At 37.5% G+C, this 17,195-nt stretch carries 10 protein-coding genes and 2 pseudogenes; 7 read left to right on the top strand and 5 right to left on the bottom strand.

Going from position 1 to position 17,195, the window contains the following annotated elements; all coding sequences use genetic code 11:
* Nucleotides 1–313: 313 nt before the first annotated feature.
* A pseudogene (locus tag NLX74_RS09860) lies at nt 314–634 on the top strand (family 1 glycosylhydrolase); the annotation flags it as partial.
* Nucleotides 635–957: 323 nt separating this feature from the next.
* On the opposite strand, the pseudogene NLX74_RS09855 reads toward NLX74_RS09860, so the two are convergent.
* The 3 genes and pseudogenes from NLX74_RS09855 to NLX74_RS09845 form a co-directional block, all read right to left on the bottom strand.
* Nucleotides 958–1,910, bottom strand: a pseudogene (locus NLX74_RS09855) (cation diffusion facilitator family transporter).
* Nucleotides 1,911–2,781: 871 nt separating this feature from the next.
* Nucleotides 2,782–3,606, bottom strand: coding sequence for a non-homologous end joining protein Ku (gene ku / locus NLX74_RS09850; RefSeq protein ID WP_254328578.1), 825 nt, complete (start codon nt 3,604–3,606; stop codon nt 2,782–2,784).
* 83 nt (nt 3,607–3,689) lie between these two features.
* Complete coding sequence (locus NLX74_RS09845) at nt 3,690–4,034, bottom strand: helix-turn-helix domain-containing protein (protein ID WP_254328577.1); 345 nt, start codon at nt 4,032–4,034, stop codon at nt 3,690–3,692.
* A 132-nt stretch (nt 4,035–4,166) separates the two neighbouring features.
* Here NLX74_RS09845 and NLX74_RS09840 point away from each other — a divergent pair, with 132 nt between their 5' ends.
* On the top strand, nt 4,167–4,493 hold the full coding sequence (locus NLX74_RS09840) for a hypothetical protein (RefSeq protein ID WP_254328576.1): 327 nt from the start codon (nt 4,167–4,169) through the stop codon (nt 4,491–4,493).
* Nucleotides 4,494–4,503: 10 nt separating this feature from the next.
* On the opposite strand, the gene NLX74_RS25815 is transcribed toward NLX74_RS09840, so the two are convergent.
* Nucleotides 4,504–4,755 carry a helix-turn-helix transcriptional regulator gene (locus NLX74_RS25815; RefSeq protein ID WP_367997031.1) on the bottom strand — a complete coding sequence of 84 codons (252 nt, stop codon included), beginning with the start codon at nt 4,753–4,755 and terminating at the stop codon, nt 4,504–4,506.
* Nucleotides 4,756–5,498: 743 nt separating this feature from the next.
* Between NLX74_RS25815 and NLX74_RS09835 the strand changes: the two genes are divergently transcribed.
* The 5 genes from NLX74_RS09835 to NLX74_RS09815 all read left to right on the top strand — a co-directional run bounded on the left by NLX74_RS09835 (nt 5,499) and on the right by NLX74_RS09815 (nt 13,840).
* Nucleotides 5,499–6,170 carry a TnsA endonuclease N-terminal domain-containing protein gene (locus NLX74_RS09835; RefSeq protein ID WP_254328575.1) on the top strand — a complete coding sequence of 224 codons (672 nt, stop codon included), beginning with the start codon at nt 5,499–5,501 and terminating at the stop codon, nt 6,168–6,170.
* On the top strand, nt 6,148–8,124 hold the full coding sequence (locus NLX74_RS09830) for a hypothetical protein (protein WP_254328574.1): 1,977 nt from the start codon (nt 6,148–6,150) through the stop codon (nt 8,122–8,124). The genes NLX74_RS09835 and NLX74_RS09830 overlap by 23 nt, the downstream gene beginning before the upstream one ends.
* Nucleotides 8,125–8,140: 16 nt before the next feature.
* The gene (locus NLX74_RS09825) at nt 8,141–9,115 is read left to right on the top strand and encodes an ATP-binding protein (RefSeq protein WP_023988766.1); all 975 of its coding nucleotides are present in this window, start codon (nt 8,141–8,143) and stop codon (nt 9,113–9,115) included.
* Complete coding sequence (locus NLX74_RS09820; protein WP_254328573.1) at nt 9,115–10,593, top strand: TniQ family protein; 1,479 nt, start codon at nt 9,115–9,117, stop codon at nt 10,591–10,593. The genes NLX74_RS09825 and NLX74_RS09820 overlap by 1 nt, the downstream gene beginning before the upstream one ends.
* 1,081 nt (nt 10,594–11,674) lie before the next feature.
* The gene (locus tag NLX74_RS09815; protein WP_254328572.1) at nt 11,675–13,840 is read left to right on the top strand and encodes an amidase; all 2,166 of its coding nucleotides are present in this window, start codon (nt 11,675–11,677) and stop codon (nt 13,838–13,840) included.
* A 322-nt stretch (nt 13,841–14,162) separates the two neighbouring features.
* On the opposite strand, the gene ppsA is transcribed toward NLX74_RS09815, so the two are convergent.
* Nucleotides 14,163–16,775 (bottom strand): phosphoenolpyruvate synthase, encoded by a 2,613-nt coding sequence (gene ppsA / locus NLX74_RS09810; protein ID WP_254328571.1) that lies wholly within the window; start codon nt 16,773–16,775, stop codon nt 14,163–14,165.
* Nucleotides 16,776–17,195 lie beyond the last annotated feature (420 nt).

Raw genomic sequence — 17,195 nt, 5'->3', positions numbered from 1 at the left:
TCGTAAATATCGAAGAAAAGCTTATAACAAAAGCTTACTAATAATTGGCCATTATAGATTTATAAAAACTGAAATTAATGAAAATAAGGAATTTATCAAAAACTTATCTATTGCAAAAAAAATTAAGTTATGTACCATAGTACCATAACAATAATTGTTTTCATTTTTTTTGTGATACTTATAAAAATATCAATAAGGTTAAATAGTACTCAAATTTTTCGGGGCCTTAAATCCCTTTGAAACTTTGCTATTACTGGATGTTGCAGTTACCAACTATAATGTCTCTAAACAACTATCTTGTCTACGGGGGCGATTCTCTGTTAATACTTTCCTGGGTGTGAAGCAGACAATTCCGGACAAAAACGGATATGTGGAGGACGACTAACGCATTGATTATTTTAGAGAGCACATTCGGGCCATGAGGGATGCTGTAGAGAATGATGGTGTTGAATTGTTAGGGTTTACAACCTGGGGGCCGATAGATATTGTAGGCGCCAGCACAGGTGAAATGAGAAAAAGATACGGGTTTATTTATGTCGACAAAGATGATCATGGCCAAGGAACATTAATGCAAATGAAGAAAAAGTCATTTGAGTGGTATAAAAAGGTGATTGCTAGCAACGGCAGGATCTAGATTAGAATTTTCTATTTATATCTTGCAAAACTTAAAGTAAAAAGAACTGACCGTCAACCTGCTTAAAATAATAAGCCGGCTTGACGGTCAGTTCTTTGTTGGACTGGAAGAGTCAGAGGGAAAAGCTTCAGGTATGAATTTGACTTTTGAGAAAATAATGAGGTTTATACTAGATGCCATCGCTCCATTTAAGAAGGAATGACCCATTTTGCGTTAACAGACTTGGATCTTAGTCTACAGAACAAATTTCCAAGGAGTGCATTGGTACTTAGAGGAGCGGTCGAGGACAGCCCCTCCAAAAAAGTCAAACAGTCCTCCATTTATTAATGGCTATGATGTGCATGTGCATCCGGCGCACCTGACTCTATAGTGCACAAAATGGATTCATCGTGTCTATGCTGTTCGGACTCGATCTGCAAAGTAGAGTGAGGAATGTTCTTATGCTCCAGCATATGCTCGATACTATGCAGTAGGGCCTCGGTTTCATACACTGTTTTATTTCCATCAACTACAATATGCGCAGTCAGAGCGTTTAAGTTGCTAGTAATTGACCAAATATGCACATCATGTACCGCTTTCACACCTTCGAACTGCGAAATGGCTTGTACGACTTCCTCTACATCAATGTTACGGGGTGTTCCTTCCATAAGCACATGCAGGGAAGACTTACTAACAAAGTAACCACTGCGAAGGACAAGTACTGCGACAATTACACTAGCAAGTGGGTCTGCCCAACCCCATCCCAAGAACATCATCAGAAGAGCAGCAATAATCGCTCCAACAGATCCCAGCATATCGCTGAGGACGTGCAGATAAGCACCTCTCATATTCAGGTTGTGCTCGTATCGCTACCTCGCATCATAATCCAGGCAACGAGTATATTAATGAACAGGCCAACAATACTGATAACTAGCATCCCTACTGTTGCCATTTCTGGCGGATTTATAAACCGTTCAATCGCTTCGCAAAAAATGTATAAGGCAATCGCAATCAGAGTAATACCGTTTAGCATTGCAGCCAATATTTCAAATCTCCTGTAACCAAAGGTTTTTCCCTTATTGACAGCTTTCTCTCCAAACTTAAACGCGAGCAAAGCGATCACCAACGCAAGAGAATCCGATAACATATGACCTGCATCCGAGAGCAAAGCTAAACTATTGGTAATAAATCCACCAAAAGCTTCGACCAGCATGTAAGTAGTGATGATAATGAAGGAGATCAGTAAAACTTTTTTGTTGTTGTGTCCATGCCCATGACTATGATCATGTCCTGCCATACATATTCCAGCTTTCTATTTTATTAACACATGAACAACTGTTCATGTGTTTTGTTGACTTCAATTATATGTGGGGAAAATCTACACGTCAAGTTGCAGCATGGCGCAACATCAGTATTTAGTTGCCTTTGAAGTTTTATAAAGCATTAAAGCACTTCCGCATTGAGAAAGTGGTTAATAGGTCTAACGTTGTTTTAGTGTATTTATTTTACAGTGTATATAAAGAGGGGATGTTTTAAACAGCTTTAAGAAGTCGAGAAAGAGCGTCGAATTTTAAAAAATAGAAACAAGCAATCAGGCTTGTTTCTCCACTGATACACTGGTCCATTCAGAACAACCACTCCAATACAGTTAAGCACACAGTATAAGTAAGGTTTGAATCGAATAGAAGAACAAATGCGAGGAATTGGAGTAAAGGGACTGATTGAAGAAGATGACCATGACGTAGTAGATGAACTTTTTACCACAGTAAATAAGTTAATCAAATAAAAAAGTTTATGATACAGATCCAGAGAACAGTTGGTGATGTTCAATATTTTGTCAAGCTGTCAACACAGGAAAATGTCCGTCTGCAATCTGCCAAGGTGAACGGTCGCCACTAACTCTTAGAGCTAATATACACTAAGAAGAACAGTTACTCTGTACAGGGTCAGAATAATATGTACAAATTAGATATTGAAATGTAAATAGTGAATAGAAAGGAAGCATTCCTTAAGAATTATTCCAATAAGGTACGAATGAATTTTACAAATGTTCATAGCAAAAATTCTTTAAGAAATCAATTATAATGCGCTATAAATAACTATAATTTTTTTAATCCTACAATTCATGAACTAAAAAGAACTCATTTTTGTTAATGAGTTCTTTTTAGTTATGATGCACTCTCTTTTTTCTTTTGTTTGTTTTTCTTAGTTGATGGATTTGAGAGAAGAGTAATGCTCGTTTGAAGAGCTTCCATTAAATCAATAATGTGATGTGACTCATTCTTTTCTGAATCTATTTGGATTACTTCTTGTCCAGAAATTTTAGATTGTATTAACGACTGCATTCGAACTTGCCCGACATTTATAAATTGGGATTCATCGGTTTTAGAAGAGGAGAGGTTCTTTATTAACTGCTGAGCTAACTGTAATTGATCCGAATCTATTTGTGCTTCGCTAGGCAAATTCGGTATACGTTCAGAAGGACGTATTTCATTTGGGTAGTACATGGTAGACAATTGGATAAATGATCCGTTCATTGGTTTAAGTATGCAAAGTTTTGTACTTGATCTTATCGTTATTTTAGCAACTGCTACACGTTTAGTAACTTCCAATGCCTTAATAAAAAGACTGTATGCATCTGTGTAGCTATCTTCTGGACCAAGGTAGTAGACCTTCTGTGTGAACATTAAGTCCACTGATGTCTCTTTAATAAATTGAATAATATTTATTCTTTTTGAATCTTCATGTATTTGCTCTAATTCCTCTTTTTCAAAAATAAAAAACTGGTTGTTATCTAATTTATATCCCTTAATTAAATCTTCTGAACTCAGCTTTTTTTCACAACTTGAACAATAACGTTGATTCTTAACTGTACCATGACACCCTTTATGTAGTAACTGAAGGGAAAATTCTTTCTCCTCTGTAGCTGCATATAACTTTACAGGGATATGTACCAAACCAAATTCGACCGTGCCTTTCCAAATGGTATGCATTTGTAATAACCTCCCGATATTCATAAAGGAGATTATTCCCTTTTCAAATAATAAATAAACCGCTAACCTATTGGTTGAGCGGTTTATTTATTGTCGAAGATCTGAGAAACCAGCAATTGAATTTTAATTAATTCAGAGTTATTCATATCAAATAATTTTGTATGCAATTGATTTAATAGTTGATCTTTCTTAGTCTTTTCATTCTTTATGTACTTGCTATATAAAAACAAGTCTAAAACTTGAACATCAAGCGCGTTTGCAATCTTCTGCAGGTTTAGTAATGTAATATTTTTTTCTGCCCGCTCTAGACCACCAATATAAGAAAAATGAAACCCTGCCTTCTCACCAAGTTCCTCTTGTGAGAATCCCTTTTTTGTCCTAAGTTCACGGACCCGTTTTCCAACTGCAACCAATATCGGTTCCTTCATTGCTACACCTCAGACTCAGTGTATACAAACTGTGAAGGGGAATACATTAGTGTATATGAGTCAAATGTCTAAAATGATATGTTAACGTATCAATTACAAAAAAATTGACCATACTTGAATTGAGGTGATGAAATGAGACATAAAAAGAAGGAATTAGGAATTGGAATGGCCACCGTTACTGGACAAGGATTAAAATTTGCAGACTTGTGTTACAGTAGCAAAATACTAATGAAATACCAGCATTTTGAGGATGCACAAAAAAACGGAGAGTGGAAGATCCCCGTTCTATTTCTTGAGAAGAATCTCGATATATTAATCATAGTTAATTTTGATTTTGTTGACTTAGCATATGTTATTGATAAAAGAGTTTCAGTAAACGAGCAAGTACTTGATGCTTATTATGAAGCAATTAGAAATCTAAGGGCCCAGTTAAAATTTGCTAAGCAAATGCTTAGGTAAAACCCAAATATTAGATAGTTTTGTTGGCTAATTTAGTAGGCGGTAAATCATGTAAAGTATTATTTAGCAACGATTGTATCGACGTATCAAGTACTTGTGCAATTTTAAATAGGGTATGAATCTGGACATGGTGTTTGCCACTTTCTATATTGCTAACCGCCGTTCGAGATAGGTCAACAGCTAACCCTAATTGTGTTTGAGTCATCCTCAAAAGTTTTCTTTTACATCTAATGTTAAAACCGATGATTCTGTACAAATCCATTGCGATCATCTCCCCTCATTTTTCTAACACTTTTCTCTATGAATCTACTTTATTAGTCTATCTAATTTATCGAAATTATATACTGTACAAAAAGATAATAATGAAGTTGGTATAAAAATAAGTGTGAGATCAAAAGAAGATATTATTCGCCATTTTGTGTTAGGTCTATTTATTTCTCAGATGGAGTAGAGGAAGTTTAAAGTATCTGATATAAACATGACTGAAAAAGTCTGTAACCTGTTGAACGATGTCTATAACACTGCCTACCAAGATGAGCTTCATGATTCGTTTAACAAAATATAATGTACAAATAAACTAGTTAAATTTTTAACTTTAGAAAGTCCAAGATTCTAAATTTGTGAATGCAACTAAATATTCATGATAAATTGTTAGGAGGTTGCATGAATGAGTATAAAGAATGTATACAAATTCCACTTACAGCTGCTAGAGATTTATGAAAAAAATCAAATCTTACCTAATCCGTATCGCAAAGAAATTAACTATTATTATCGGCAACTCAATTTCTTTTGTGAGAATACGATGCAGAGGATTTTTGTATTGAATCAATTAATAAAAATATATGAAAAATCGAGACATACACAAATTCAATGGTGTTCTCATAAATACTATTCAAACCATTTAGAAGAATAGAATGAAGAATATATCCTGTATTTTAAAAATGGTTTATTTAAAATGTTTATTGTTCAGGAATTAGGAAATAAAAGTCTTGAAAGGTGATGATAATGATGTACACACCAAATATCGTACCCCGGAGTTCTAAATACGGTAATAATTATTGGACTTCACTCGGACCTAAAGTGGGGATGAGGGAGGTCACGCTTTATAGTGATCTAGAATTTGACCATTGGATACGAATTGAAACTACGCCAGATGTGGAAACTTATTGTGAACAATATCCTAAAATCAGCTATGTTTTTAATGGTGAGCTACATACAAGTATTTTTGATATGTGGGTTCAGATGAAAAATGGAACTATAAAATGTTGTGAGGTTAAATATGAATCCGAGTTAAATGCTGAAAATCCACGTAACTCTCGAACATTGAAACAAATAGAGGCACAGAAAATTTGGTGCGATAATAATGGAATTTTGCATGAAATTGTTACAGACAAAGATCTAAGAAAGAACTACTTAGAGTTGGAAAATAGATTAAAGATTTTCTCTGTCGTGAAAAATAACGCCCAACCTAAATGTACCGAGGAGATCATAAAAATTTTAACTTCTGAGCGGCTAAGCTTAAAAACATTGACTGAGCAGTCCAACATCCCCTTTAAAGATATTCATGATGCATGTATATGGCTTTTTTACAGAGGAATTATTGATGTAAATATTAATGAATGTATTATTTCCACGCAAACGGAGGTGCAGTTGAATGAGTCGAGTGAAAGTTTTTGATAGAGGCGGCTTGTCACAAACTCAAATGGATCGTGACCTTTGGTTTAAAGTAGATGAGACGTTGCTTAACGAAGAGAAAAGAATATTATTTCTAAAACGAAAAGAAGCAATCGATCTTTATGTAAACAATGAGAAGAGTCTGAAGGAAATCTTTTCATGCACGGGTATCGATCGTAGAAATCTGATACGTTTATATAATCGTTGTATTTCTTACGATGAAAATGCTCTTCCATGGGGGTATAGAGCCCTGATACCGGGCAAAAATATAAAAAAATATGAATTAGACCCACTATCTAAAAAAAGTAATATATCAAGAAAAACAGGGGAATTCAATTTATTACTTGATAAATATCCACAAATTAGAGATGAAATAGATGACTTGTTTTTTGGTCGAAAAAAAAAGTTAACTGAACCGGTTATGAAACCTAAATACATACATAAAAAATTTGTGGATAGATGCAAAGAAGCAGGTATTCCTAGAAGTTCTTATCCATTTAACACTGATACTTTGGGGTATAGATCGCTATGTAGATACTTAGAGAACCTTAGGGATATTCACTTTGGCAAGGCTGCTTCGCGATTCGGACATGATGCTGAACAAAAAGCTAAAAATTCGGGGGTAGGCCAACAGAATTATCCTCAAAATATAACCCCTTATCAAAAGGTTGAGTTTGATGGCCATAGAATTGACGGCATTTTTGTTATAAAGGTGAAAACATTGGAAGGAGATGACGCAGTTTTAACTTTAGACAGACTTTGGCTATTGAGTTTTACAGACCGCGCAACTCGAAACGTTATTGGAAGACCTCACATTTGTCTTAACAAGGAGTATAACGCAAGTGATGTAATGATCGCTGCCAAAAAAGCGATTATGCCATTTAAGAAAAAGAATTTAACAATAGACGGTCTGTCATATCAGCCAACAGGGGGATACCCATCTGAACAATTTCCTGAGATTGAATGGGCGGTATGGGATGTCATTTATTTTGACAATGCCAAATCTCATCTTGCTCAAATGGTTAGGGAACGCTTAAGCAATTTAATAGGATGTACAACTTGTATTGGTGCAGTTGATAGGCCAATGAGACGTTCTTTCATTGAAAGATTTCATAATACCTTTACTTCCAGTAGTATTCAACGGATGGCAAATACCACCGGAAGTCATCCAAAAGATCCCCGTAGGAAAGATCCTGAAAAAATGGCAATCCGTTATGAAATGACATTTGAACATTTAGAGGAAATCGTCGATGTTGTTATTTCAAATTATAATGGCACTCCACACGGGGCATTGTTTTATAATTCACCACTTGAAGCACTGGATCAAAGACTCAAGAAAGGAATGAAACCCAGATTGTTAAATGAATCAATGCGTACAGAATTTCTGTTTACACAAGTCGAACAACCTAGAACTATTCGAGGTAGTATTTCCTCGGGAAAGCGTCCTTACATCGAATATATGGGAGTTGAATACCGTAATGAATTACTAGTAAAATCTGCTCATTTAATTGGTACAAAGGTTAATGTACACATAAATGTAGATGATCTTCGTACGATCAGAGTGTTTCTTCCAGATGGTAGTGAGTTTGGAGAGCTCGTTGCGGCTGGTAAATGGTCATTAACACCGCATACTTTACAGATACGAAAAGCCATTAATCTGCTAAAAAAGAATAAACTCATTCATTTTACACAGTGGGACGATCCGATTTTTGTTTACCATGAATATCTAATCGCAAAAGAAACGGAAAAGAAGAAAGGCTCAGGAAATCGAATAGCAAAAGTCCAACAAGTTATACGACAAGCAGAAGAAGAAAGTAATTCCCCGAATCAAAATAAATTATTAGCTCAAGAACATAAAAATTTAGCAGAACTAGATAAAGCAAGAGAATTACAAGAAAAGATTCTGGTCCAAAAAACATCAACCTCTACAAAAAGGTACAAAACCATTACTTATTAGAAAGGAGTAGTTACCAATGAAAAGGCCAAATATTATACCTGGAACACATCCAATTGAGCAGGGGCAATATGTTCTTCCTACCATTGAGATAACCAGGTTGATGGATAAGATTATTCAGATTATTAAAGATGGTGGGCCGGGAATGATTGTTTATGGTCGCCCCCGTTTAGGGAAGACTAGAGCAACAATGTTCGCTGTTAACTATTTACCATCAGAATTGGAAACCCCGATTCCTGTACTTGTTGCAGACTGCAAAAGCTATAGAGTACCTAGTCCAGAAAAGTTTTTTAGAGACATGTTGTCAGACTTCTCCTTTGGCTTTAATAGTAAAAAAGATGAAATTGTGCTACGCAATCAAATTGTGAATTTGATGCATGAAAAAGCTGAACATTCAAACCTTCGCAGAATTGTTTTGATTATGGATGAAGCTCAAAAAATGACGGAATGGCAATATGATTGCTTAATTGATATCTCTAATCAACTAGTACGTAGGAATATTAGAATGACTACAATATCGATTGGACAAGAACAACTGGTCAATCGGAGATCTTTTTTTCTGGCTAATGAAAAAGCACATATTGTAGGCCGGTTTATGGCATCTGAGTATCGTTTTAAGGGAGTTCAGGCTTCAACCGAGATGGAGTTTGTATTACAGAGCTATGATGAATCCGAGTTTCCGGAAGACAGTGGCTGGTACTACACTAAATATTACTTTCCCCAGGCTTTTAACTCAGGGAGAAGACTGTCTGAGTTTTCATCTAGTTTGTTCAATCTCTTTTTAGAAATACGGCAAGAGTTTGGCCTCTCCGGTAAGTTTGAAATACCCATGGAGTATATAGCATTTACCGTCGAAAATGCATTGAAAATTAATGGATCTAATGGTAAAGGTTCCGAATGGCTCTCAATGCATCAGTGGAGAGAAGCAATTAACAGATCTGGTTATATCGAATCTGAAATTTATATGGCCTTGGCCAGAAAGAAGGCTAATTAATGTTCATTGTATGGAGAAAAGAATGGATGAATGAATACGAGTCACCTTGGTCAATATTTGAAAAAGTAAGTTTAGCCAATCATATAGACCGCACAGAAATTCTGAAAACGCTGGGTAATGCAGAAGTAAAAAAGATTAAAAAAAATGTTTTGACTGATTCTAGAAGAGAACTAATTAAATTAAGCGGATTTGATTTAAACACATTGAAACAATATTTGGGAGTAGATTTATCCGTTCTCAACAAATCTGTAATATCAACTCTTCTAAAGCCAGTGGAGTATTATCAAGAACCTATTTCTACTTGGTTTCCTCAATCACTAAATTGGTGTCCAGAATGTATTAAAGGAGGATATCATAGTTGGTTACATCAATTCTCGTTGTTTCATAGTTGCCCGATTCATCAAATTAAACTATTGAGTTCGTGTCCAAAGTGCTTAAATCGGATTCCTTTCCTACTTAGCGATTTAGCACTAAACGAGCCATTTACCTGTAAGTGTGGATTTAAACTAGCTGATATCGGTAGCACCCCTTGGTCCCAATGGAAAATGAAGGTAAAGATAGCGGATGTTCCAGTTTCTAAATGGATAGCACAAGGGAAGAGAGATGATTCTAATCGGTTGCTTTTTTCACCTCTAGTTAGTTCAATCCAACATTTTACTCTGGAACCTAAAATTCAATCTAAGTGTTTTTTTAATGTGAAAGTTACCTCAACTCAAGATTACTCATATAGAGATGAATTTAAAAATGATTTATATAAGCAAAATTGTAGATGTTTCAAAACTATAGATCATTATGTTAGAAAGAAATTCATCAAAAAACATCTTAAATGTATACTAATGCTTCAAGAACTTAGAAAAAATGAAAATGAAGAGTTTCCTCCCATTTGTCCATATGCCTATGCATATGTATTCTGGAAGCAAACTTTATTAGGGAGAGAGCATTTTTACAATAATTTAGTTATTTCTAGAAGAAGACCCGGTATAACTGTTGCAACTGAACTTATAGAGGACATCATAGATGACTACAAAAATAGGCTCTTTACTCATACCAATCTGTCTATATATGATAACAGAGAAATGTTTCACTGGGTAATAAATCGTGTGACATCTGAACTATGTCTCAATTATTTTTACGAATGGCTTAAAATAGCGGTGGAAGGAGCCGAACAAATTAGTGTTCCGAATCGAGATAAATTAGATATTATGTTACAGAATAGTATTCCTAGAGCAATTCTTAAACACAACTCAGATGTGAGTCAGAAACAAAAGATCGAAATCATTCTTCCAAATGTTGATAGAAGAATTAATTTAAATGAATTTAATTGCCCGCTAAGTACTAAAACAATGAAGAAATTATTATTCAAGATGAATTCTTTTAAGCCATTAAGTGTAGCCATGAGAATTTACGAGAATCCAAGTGATGAAAATAAAAGAATTGAATCTTACGTTAAGCAATATGTAATGAAGTTAAGAATATAAAAAAACAAACAGATTTAATTCGCCTAATTAGGCGATTTTTTATTTTTGCTGTAATAATAATCATGAGATATAATTAAATTTATAGCATGGGAAATGAGATAAGATTCTTGTCATTTATGAGATAAAGTTCTTGTCATCCGACATGAAAAAAATCAAATCTTACCTAATCCGTTGCGGGTTTTTTAAGACATCTTCACAAAACCCGTATTTTATACATATGTATATAAAGCTGTACATCGTTTTCGATGTATATTAAAGATCCCCATTTCCCTGTTCATGCAAAAATGCGTGAGAACAGTGTTACAATTGCCTTATCTACTTCAGCTGAAAATCCCGCCACTTTTAAGACAAATCAAGCAGGAGAAAAACAAAATTGTGACATTAAGTTTCACATCTAATAAACATAAAAGAAAATATTACATCAAGAAATTATTGGAGGTAATTCGTGCATGGAAAATCGTTATAAGTTATTTTTTTTCGCACTCATACTAGCTTCTTTTAATCTTAGGCCCGGCATCACTTCAGTTAGTCCAGTCTTACATGGCATAACAGATGATTTGGGGATGAATTCGACTTCGGCGAGTTTACTGACTTCTATTCCTTTATTATGTATTGGTTTTGCTCCTTATTTGCTGGGCGCTTAGCAAATCGATACCAGTCCGAAGAGATCATTACCATCTTCATTGCTTGTAGTGGTATCGCAACATTTCTGCGTTTCTTTACGATTACTATATGATTACACAGGAAGCTTCCTTCCGACAATGTATCTGCTTATTGCTATTGGGTTTATTGTGATTTTTTAGGTTGGAAAATTACTAAACCAACAGATAAAGCAAATGTAGGATAGTACGGATATATTTCCCCCTTTACGTTGTCTTCAACGATGATGCAACAATCTGAATCATGGATTACTAGATTTCACATTAAAAGTAGCGAATTTCCTTTTGTTTTGTATTACAAAAATTGACATTTCATATGAAAATAAGTAATATAATTAGAAACATTTATACTGCAATAGGGCCTTTCTCATCCCCCTCTTTTTAAATTCCTGATCCTACCTAATTTAAGGAGTGAAATTGCTATGTGCGCACGAACGCTAAAAGCGAATACAAGGAATGTAATCGGTAACTATTGCAAATGGATCACAGTTGGTATGATTTTAACTTTCACGGGATGCCCGCTTGCATCCGCCGCTCCTTCACCCTCATCCTCTAGTAAAACTAGTGAACCCGCCTCTTCCCTAGTTACATTTCAATTGCAAGAAGCTACGATTGCTCAAATGCAGGAAGCGATGAAGTCAGGGGCACTGTCAAGTGTCGAGCTCACTGCTCTGTACCTTAACCGGGTATATGCCTATGATTCTAGTGGCATTCGACTGAATTCCATCCCTATTCTGAACCCCGACATACTAAAAGAAGCTGCTCAAGCTGATCAACTAAGGGCACAAGGTATTAAGACTGGTCCTCTGCAAGGCATCCCCTACACGGTTAAAGACAGCTACAAGGTTAAGGGACTCACTGTCGCTTCTGGATCTCCGGCTTTCAAAAACCTGATGGCAAAGGACGATGCCTTTACAGTAGAAAAGATACGCAAATCCGGTGGGGTGCTCATTGGTAAAACCAATATGCCGCCAATGGCAGCAGGGGGAATGCAAAGAGGCGTTTATGGCCGTGCTGAAAGTCCGTACAACCCAGATTATTTGGCTGCAGCCTGGTACTCTGGCTCCTCTAACGGATCTGGCGTATCAACAGCCGCCAACCTCGCTGCCTTCGGTATGGGGGAAGAAACAGTATCCTCTGGAAGATCACCGGCATCTAACAATGGTTTAATTGCCTACACCCCATCGCGGGGCCTAATCTCCATTCGGGGGAATTGGCCGCTCTTCCCTATACGTGATGTCGTTGTCCCACATACGAGGACTGTCGAGGACATGCTCCGCTTGCTTGACGTGATCGTTGTAGAAGATAAGATCACCAAGGGCGATTTCTGGCGAGAGCAGAAATCCGTTCGGCTCCCTTCTGTCAACAGTGTCCGTCCCAAATCCTATTTAGAGCTGCGAGACATTCAAGCTTTGAAAGGCAAACGCATTGGCGTTCCGAAAATTTATATCGGTAAGGACCATGAAACCACAACTCCGATCAAATTCAGACCTTCGATACAGGCATTATGGGAAAAAGCTGTTAAGGATTTAACTGCTCTTGGAGCTGAGGTTGTGGAAGTTGACTTCCCCTTGCAGGCGAATAGCGAGAAAGACCGGCCAACAGCGAAAACACCTGAAGAGCGTGGTTTGATGCCGGCAAAGTGGGCTGAAAAGGAATTCGGGTTGCTTAATCCTTATGCAGCTGAGGAATTCCTTAAAAGTGTGGGCGATCCAAATTTCCCGTCATGGGCAAATATCGACCCTGCAACCGTCTTCCCGAATCCGCCCGGTTCGGTAGATGCCGAACGTGGCAGAGACCTTGGCCACTATGACGTATTCATTGAAACCATAAAGAAAGGCGTCACCCCTTACGAACAAATTCCTCAGTTTCAGGAAGGTCTGAGGGGGCTTGAAAATGTACGAAAGATTGATTTTGAAGATTGGATGAAACAAAACAACCTTGATTTTATTGCATTCCCGGCAAATTCGAATATCGGCAAAGCTGACTCCGATGTGAATGAAACGTCCTACGAGGAGGCTTGGGAGAATGGCAACTATTTCTCCAATACGAATTTCATTCTACGCGAGTACGGGATCCCAAGTGTGTCTGTGAGTATGGGCGCTATGAAGGATACCGGTATGCCCGTTAATCTGACGATGGCAGGTGCCGCATACAGCGATAATGACCTGCTTCGTTACGCTTATTCCTATGAGCAGGCGACCAAAAACCGTCCTATTGCAGCACGTACGCCAGCGCTTGAGGATGAAACCTTTTCCTATAACCCGCAAACCACTCTCCCACCCTTTAAACGCAAGGAAACAGGAACCCCTGTACTTAAGTTGAATGCTTCGATCACGGATGATGTTCTCGCTTTGGAAGGTTCAGTCACAGATCAAAGTGATATCGCGCAGCTTAAAGTTTATGTCAATGGCATTCGTGTCGTTATTACAGAAGATAAAGCCAATTGGTCAGCAACGCTTCCAACTACTAAATACAAACAGGATGTTGCCTCCCAAGCTGATACGCTGCATATTCTCGTGCTGGCCAAGGATATTTACGGAAATACCTCTGCTCAAGTCAAGTCTGTCACTTTACCCCAACGATAAAGGACATCATAGAACTGACTATAATTGTGGGTTCCCTGACCGTAAGATTATCATTAGTTGGTTGAAAAAGGCTTGTTCAGAAGCGAATATGCAGGTTCGACTCTGAGGGCACATTTGGGTATTTAACACCTGATACTGCGAGGACAAGGACTTGTACCTATTGCCGTAAAGGAAAAGAGATTTAGATTATCGGGTCAGCTATGTATAAATCATTTTGTGTCATGGATAAAAGGACGAACAGGGTAACCGCCCTTTTATCCATGACAGGATGCATTTAATACTGTCCATTATGACAGAGGCTATTACTTAGCGCATTCAGCCATTACAATATTTCGATATACCCTTCTGTTCCATGCACACGAATTCGTTGCCCATCTTTTATCAGTTTGGTAGCATTCTCCACTCCGACAACTGCGGGTAAGCCATATTCACGTGCGATAACGGCTCCATGAGTCATCAGTCCACCAACTTCGGTGACTAGGCCTTTTATGGATACAAACAATGGTGTCCAGCTGGGGTCAGTAAAGGCGGTGACTAATATATCTCCATCTTCCAGATCAGCATCTTCCATGTTTAAGATGACACGTGCTCTTCCCTCTATAACTCCGGTAGAAACAGGCAGACCTACAAGCGCTTCGGCTGGGAGATTTTCTCGATTGTACTCACCCGCAATGATTTCACCATCAGACGTGATTACACGCGGGGGAGTTAGTTTTTCATATAATTTATAGTCGTCTTTTCGTTTACGGATGATCTGATAATCCAGTTTATTTGTGCGTACGACTTCGTGAAGTTCTTCAAAAGTGAGATCGTATATATCTTCTTTCTCGTGAATAACACCAGCTTGTACGAGTTGTTCGGCTTCTTTTAGTAAAGCCTGCTTATAAACGAAGTAGCGATTAACCATGCCGTATTTGGGATATTCACGATAACCGATGAAATTCCTGATCAGGTCGATCATTCGTTTTGTTTCTTTGGCTTTTTGTTCACCATCCGGTAATTGCTTCAATCGATCTAATAACTCTTGTTCTTTTTTCAAAGCCTCCTGTCGCCCTTGCTCAAATTTCCAATAGCCAGCATTAGGCTCAAAGTTTTTGATATTACTGAGAATCATGGGGACAAGTATAATTGGTTTTTCACTCCAACGAGTTCTCGAAATATCGATTTCACCGGCACATCGCATTCCGTATTTGTTGAGATAAGCATAGATAGCGTCTTGAGTTTCCTGTCCACCATCCAACTTAACCAGTTCATCCAAAAAATTATCATCTTTTACATGTTGTAAATAATCAATTACCTCTGGATAAGGACGAATCGTATCTGCGACATCCAATAGCGCCAGACCCATTTCCGAAGTAATGTTGTTTGGTACAGATTGAGAAAGCGTATCTGCTGCGTTTTTTTCACCTAACCACTCGTACATTTTTTCATTGATCCATGACGAAGCATTCATAGCAGTCATAAAAACCTTTGAACTTTGTGGGTCAAATAAGATCTTCTTTAATTCTTGGAGATCTTCCAGAATAAAATCAAATAAATCTGCTCCTGATTTCGTTTGGATGTTTTGTTTTAATTTCTCTATCGATGTTTGACTGTTCTTAATCAAATCAGAAACGATTGCCGGATCGTTTTCGATTTGTGCTTGAAAACCTGCAGACGACCTACCTTTACTGCTATTACCGGGACTCCGTTCTGTTCTATCATCTGGTAACGATTTTATAAAATCTCGCTCTATTAGGGTCATAAATGCGTCTTTTATGAGCGGATCAGATTGTCCCAGGGTATTTAAGAAAGTTTCTCTGCTGACAGGTGAAGCCAGCATTTGTGTAACATCAACAAACAACCTTCCACCGGCTATACGCATGGGTGCAGGAGTTATTAACAGGTAAAAAGACAATCCCAATGGTTTTATCGGGTCAGTCATCATTTGTTGATGACCGACAGATACATAAACGTGATTTTCCTGATCATTTGCTTCAGGGATCGGGTATAAAGTCGTGATTGGACGACTCTGGACTATATAAAAAGTATCATTGGCCAAACACCATTCGATATCTTGTGGGCAACCAAAATGAGCCTCGATATGTCTTCCGATACGTGCCAGTTGCAAAATTTGTTGTTCAGTAAGGGTTTGAGTCTTTTGCTGATCAGGCTCGATCTGCTTTGTCTCTGTTCCGCCTTCTTTTCGTCCATAGATAGCCAATTTTTTGGTTCCAATCATCTTATCGACGATTGCCTCTCCCTGTACTTTATAACAATCGGCAGAGACCAAGCCAGAGACCAATGCTTCTCCAAGTCCAAAACTAGCATCGATTGATAGCAGCTTCCGGTTGGAGGTAATCGGATCAGCGGTAAATAAAATTCCTGAAGCCTGCGGGAAAACCATCCTTTGAACGATAACGGATAAATAAACTTGACTGTGGTCAAATCCATTTTGCATACGATAGATAACCGCGCGATCCGTAAATAGGGAAGCCCAACATTTGCTGATATGCTGCAAGATTGCTTCTTTGCCGATGATATTTAAATAGGTGTCTTGTTGACCAGCAAAAGAGGCATGTGGCAAATCTTCAGCAGTCGCACTCGAACGCACTGCGTAAGCATGTTCTTCTCCAAACCGGGAGAGATAGTGAGTAACTGCTTCCACAACATCGGCAGGAACTTCTACTTCCATAATGATTTGTCGAATCTGCCTGCTGATTTCACCAATTTGAGCACGATCTTCTGCTTTTAGCCTTGTTAGTCGATCCAACAATGCATAATACGTTTCTTTTTGTTCGATGGCTTTTTGATACCCCACTGTTGTAACACAAAATCCTTCTGGTACATGTATTCCTTCAATTTTTGATAATTCCCCTAAATTCAATCCTTTTCCGCCAACGAGCAAAAACTGCGTTTTTTCCATTTCCTGAAAACCGAGAACCAAAGAACTCATTCAATATCTCTCCTAACTATTAAATTGAGAAAAAAACATTTGACAAGAGTTTAGCGGCATGGTAAAGTTAAAGTGTAAGATATGATATTTGTGACCACTTAAATTAATAAATCACAATCTAATTATATCATCGTGTCTGTTTTATATGCAATATAAAAGAACCTGATAAAACTATCCAGGTTCTTTTTTGATTTTCCACTATCATTAGTCAAATCCAAAAACCGTGGCTCGAGCTGAACTCAGTTACTGCATAGTTCCATATCGGTTCTATGCAACCTAAAGAAATCCTGAAGTGGCGTCAGGTTCTTATTGAGCTAACCTACCCGTTAGTTCAGCGAACGAAGCACGTATAGTGAACCTCTTATATTTTTTCCGGGCTGCTCTTCTTTGCACTTGGAAAATGGGAAAACATATAAGTTT

Source organism: Paenibacillus sp. MZ03-122A, from assembly GCF_024213325.1.
GTDB lineage: Bacteria > Bacillota > Bacilli > Paenibacillales > Paenibacillaceae > Paenibacillus > Paenibacillus polymyxa_B.
The sequence above is the reverse complement of the archived record's forward strand: the minus strand, read 5'-3'. Positions and strand labels throughout refer to the sequence as shown.

What these genes read in the sequence shown, in the direction of transcription:
- ku (WP_254328578.1), bottom strand. Translation starts at nt 3,606, where the DNA reads ATGCATACCATTTGGAAAGGCACGGTCGAATTTGGTTTGGTACATATC.
- NLX74_RS09825 (WP_023988766.1), top strand. Translation starts at nt 8,141, where the DNA reads ATGAAAAGGCCAAATATTATACCTGGAACACATCCAATTGAGCAGGGG.
- NLX74_RS09830 (WP_254328574.1), top strand. Translation starts at nt 6,148, where the DNA reads ATGAGTCGAGTGAAAGTTTTTGATAGAGGCGGCTTGTCACAAACTCAA.
- NLX74_RS09845 (WP_254328577.1), bottom strand. Translation starts at nt 4,034, where the DNA reads ATGAAGGAACCGATATTGGTTGCAGTTGGAAAACGGGTCCGTGAACTT.
- ppsA (WP_254328571.1), bottom strand. Translation starts at nt 16,775, where the DNA reads ATGAGTTCTTTGGTTCTCGGTTTTCAGGAAATGGAAAAAACGCAGTTT.
- NLX74_RS09840 (WP_254328576.1), top strand. Translation starts at nt 4,167, where the DNA reads ATGAGACATAAAAAGAAGGAATTAGGAATTGGAATGGCCACCGTTACT.
- NLX74_RS25815 (WP_367997031.1), bottom strand. Translation starts at nt 4,755, where the DNA reads ATGGATTTGTACAGAATCATCGGTTTTAACATTAGATGTAAAAGAAAA.
- NLX74_RS09835 (WP_254328575.1), top strand. Translation starts at nt 5,499, where the DNA reads ATGATGTACACACCAAATATCGTACCCCGGAGTTCTAAATACGGTAAT.
- NLX74_RS09815 (WP_254328572.1), top strand. Translation starts at nt 11,675, where the DNA reads ATGTGCGCACGAACGCTAAAAGCGAATACAAGGAATGTAATCGGTAAC.
- NLX74_RS09820 (WP_254328573.1), top strand. Translation starts at nt 9,115, where the DNA reads ATGTTCATTGTATGGAGAAAAGAATGGATGAATGAATACGAGTCACCT.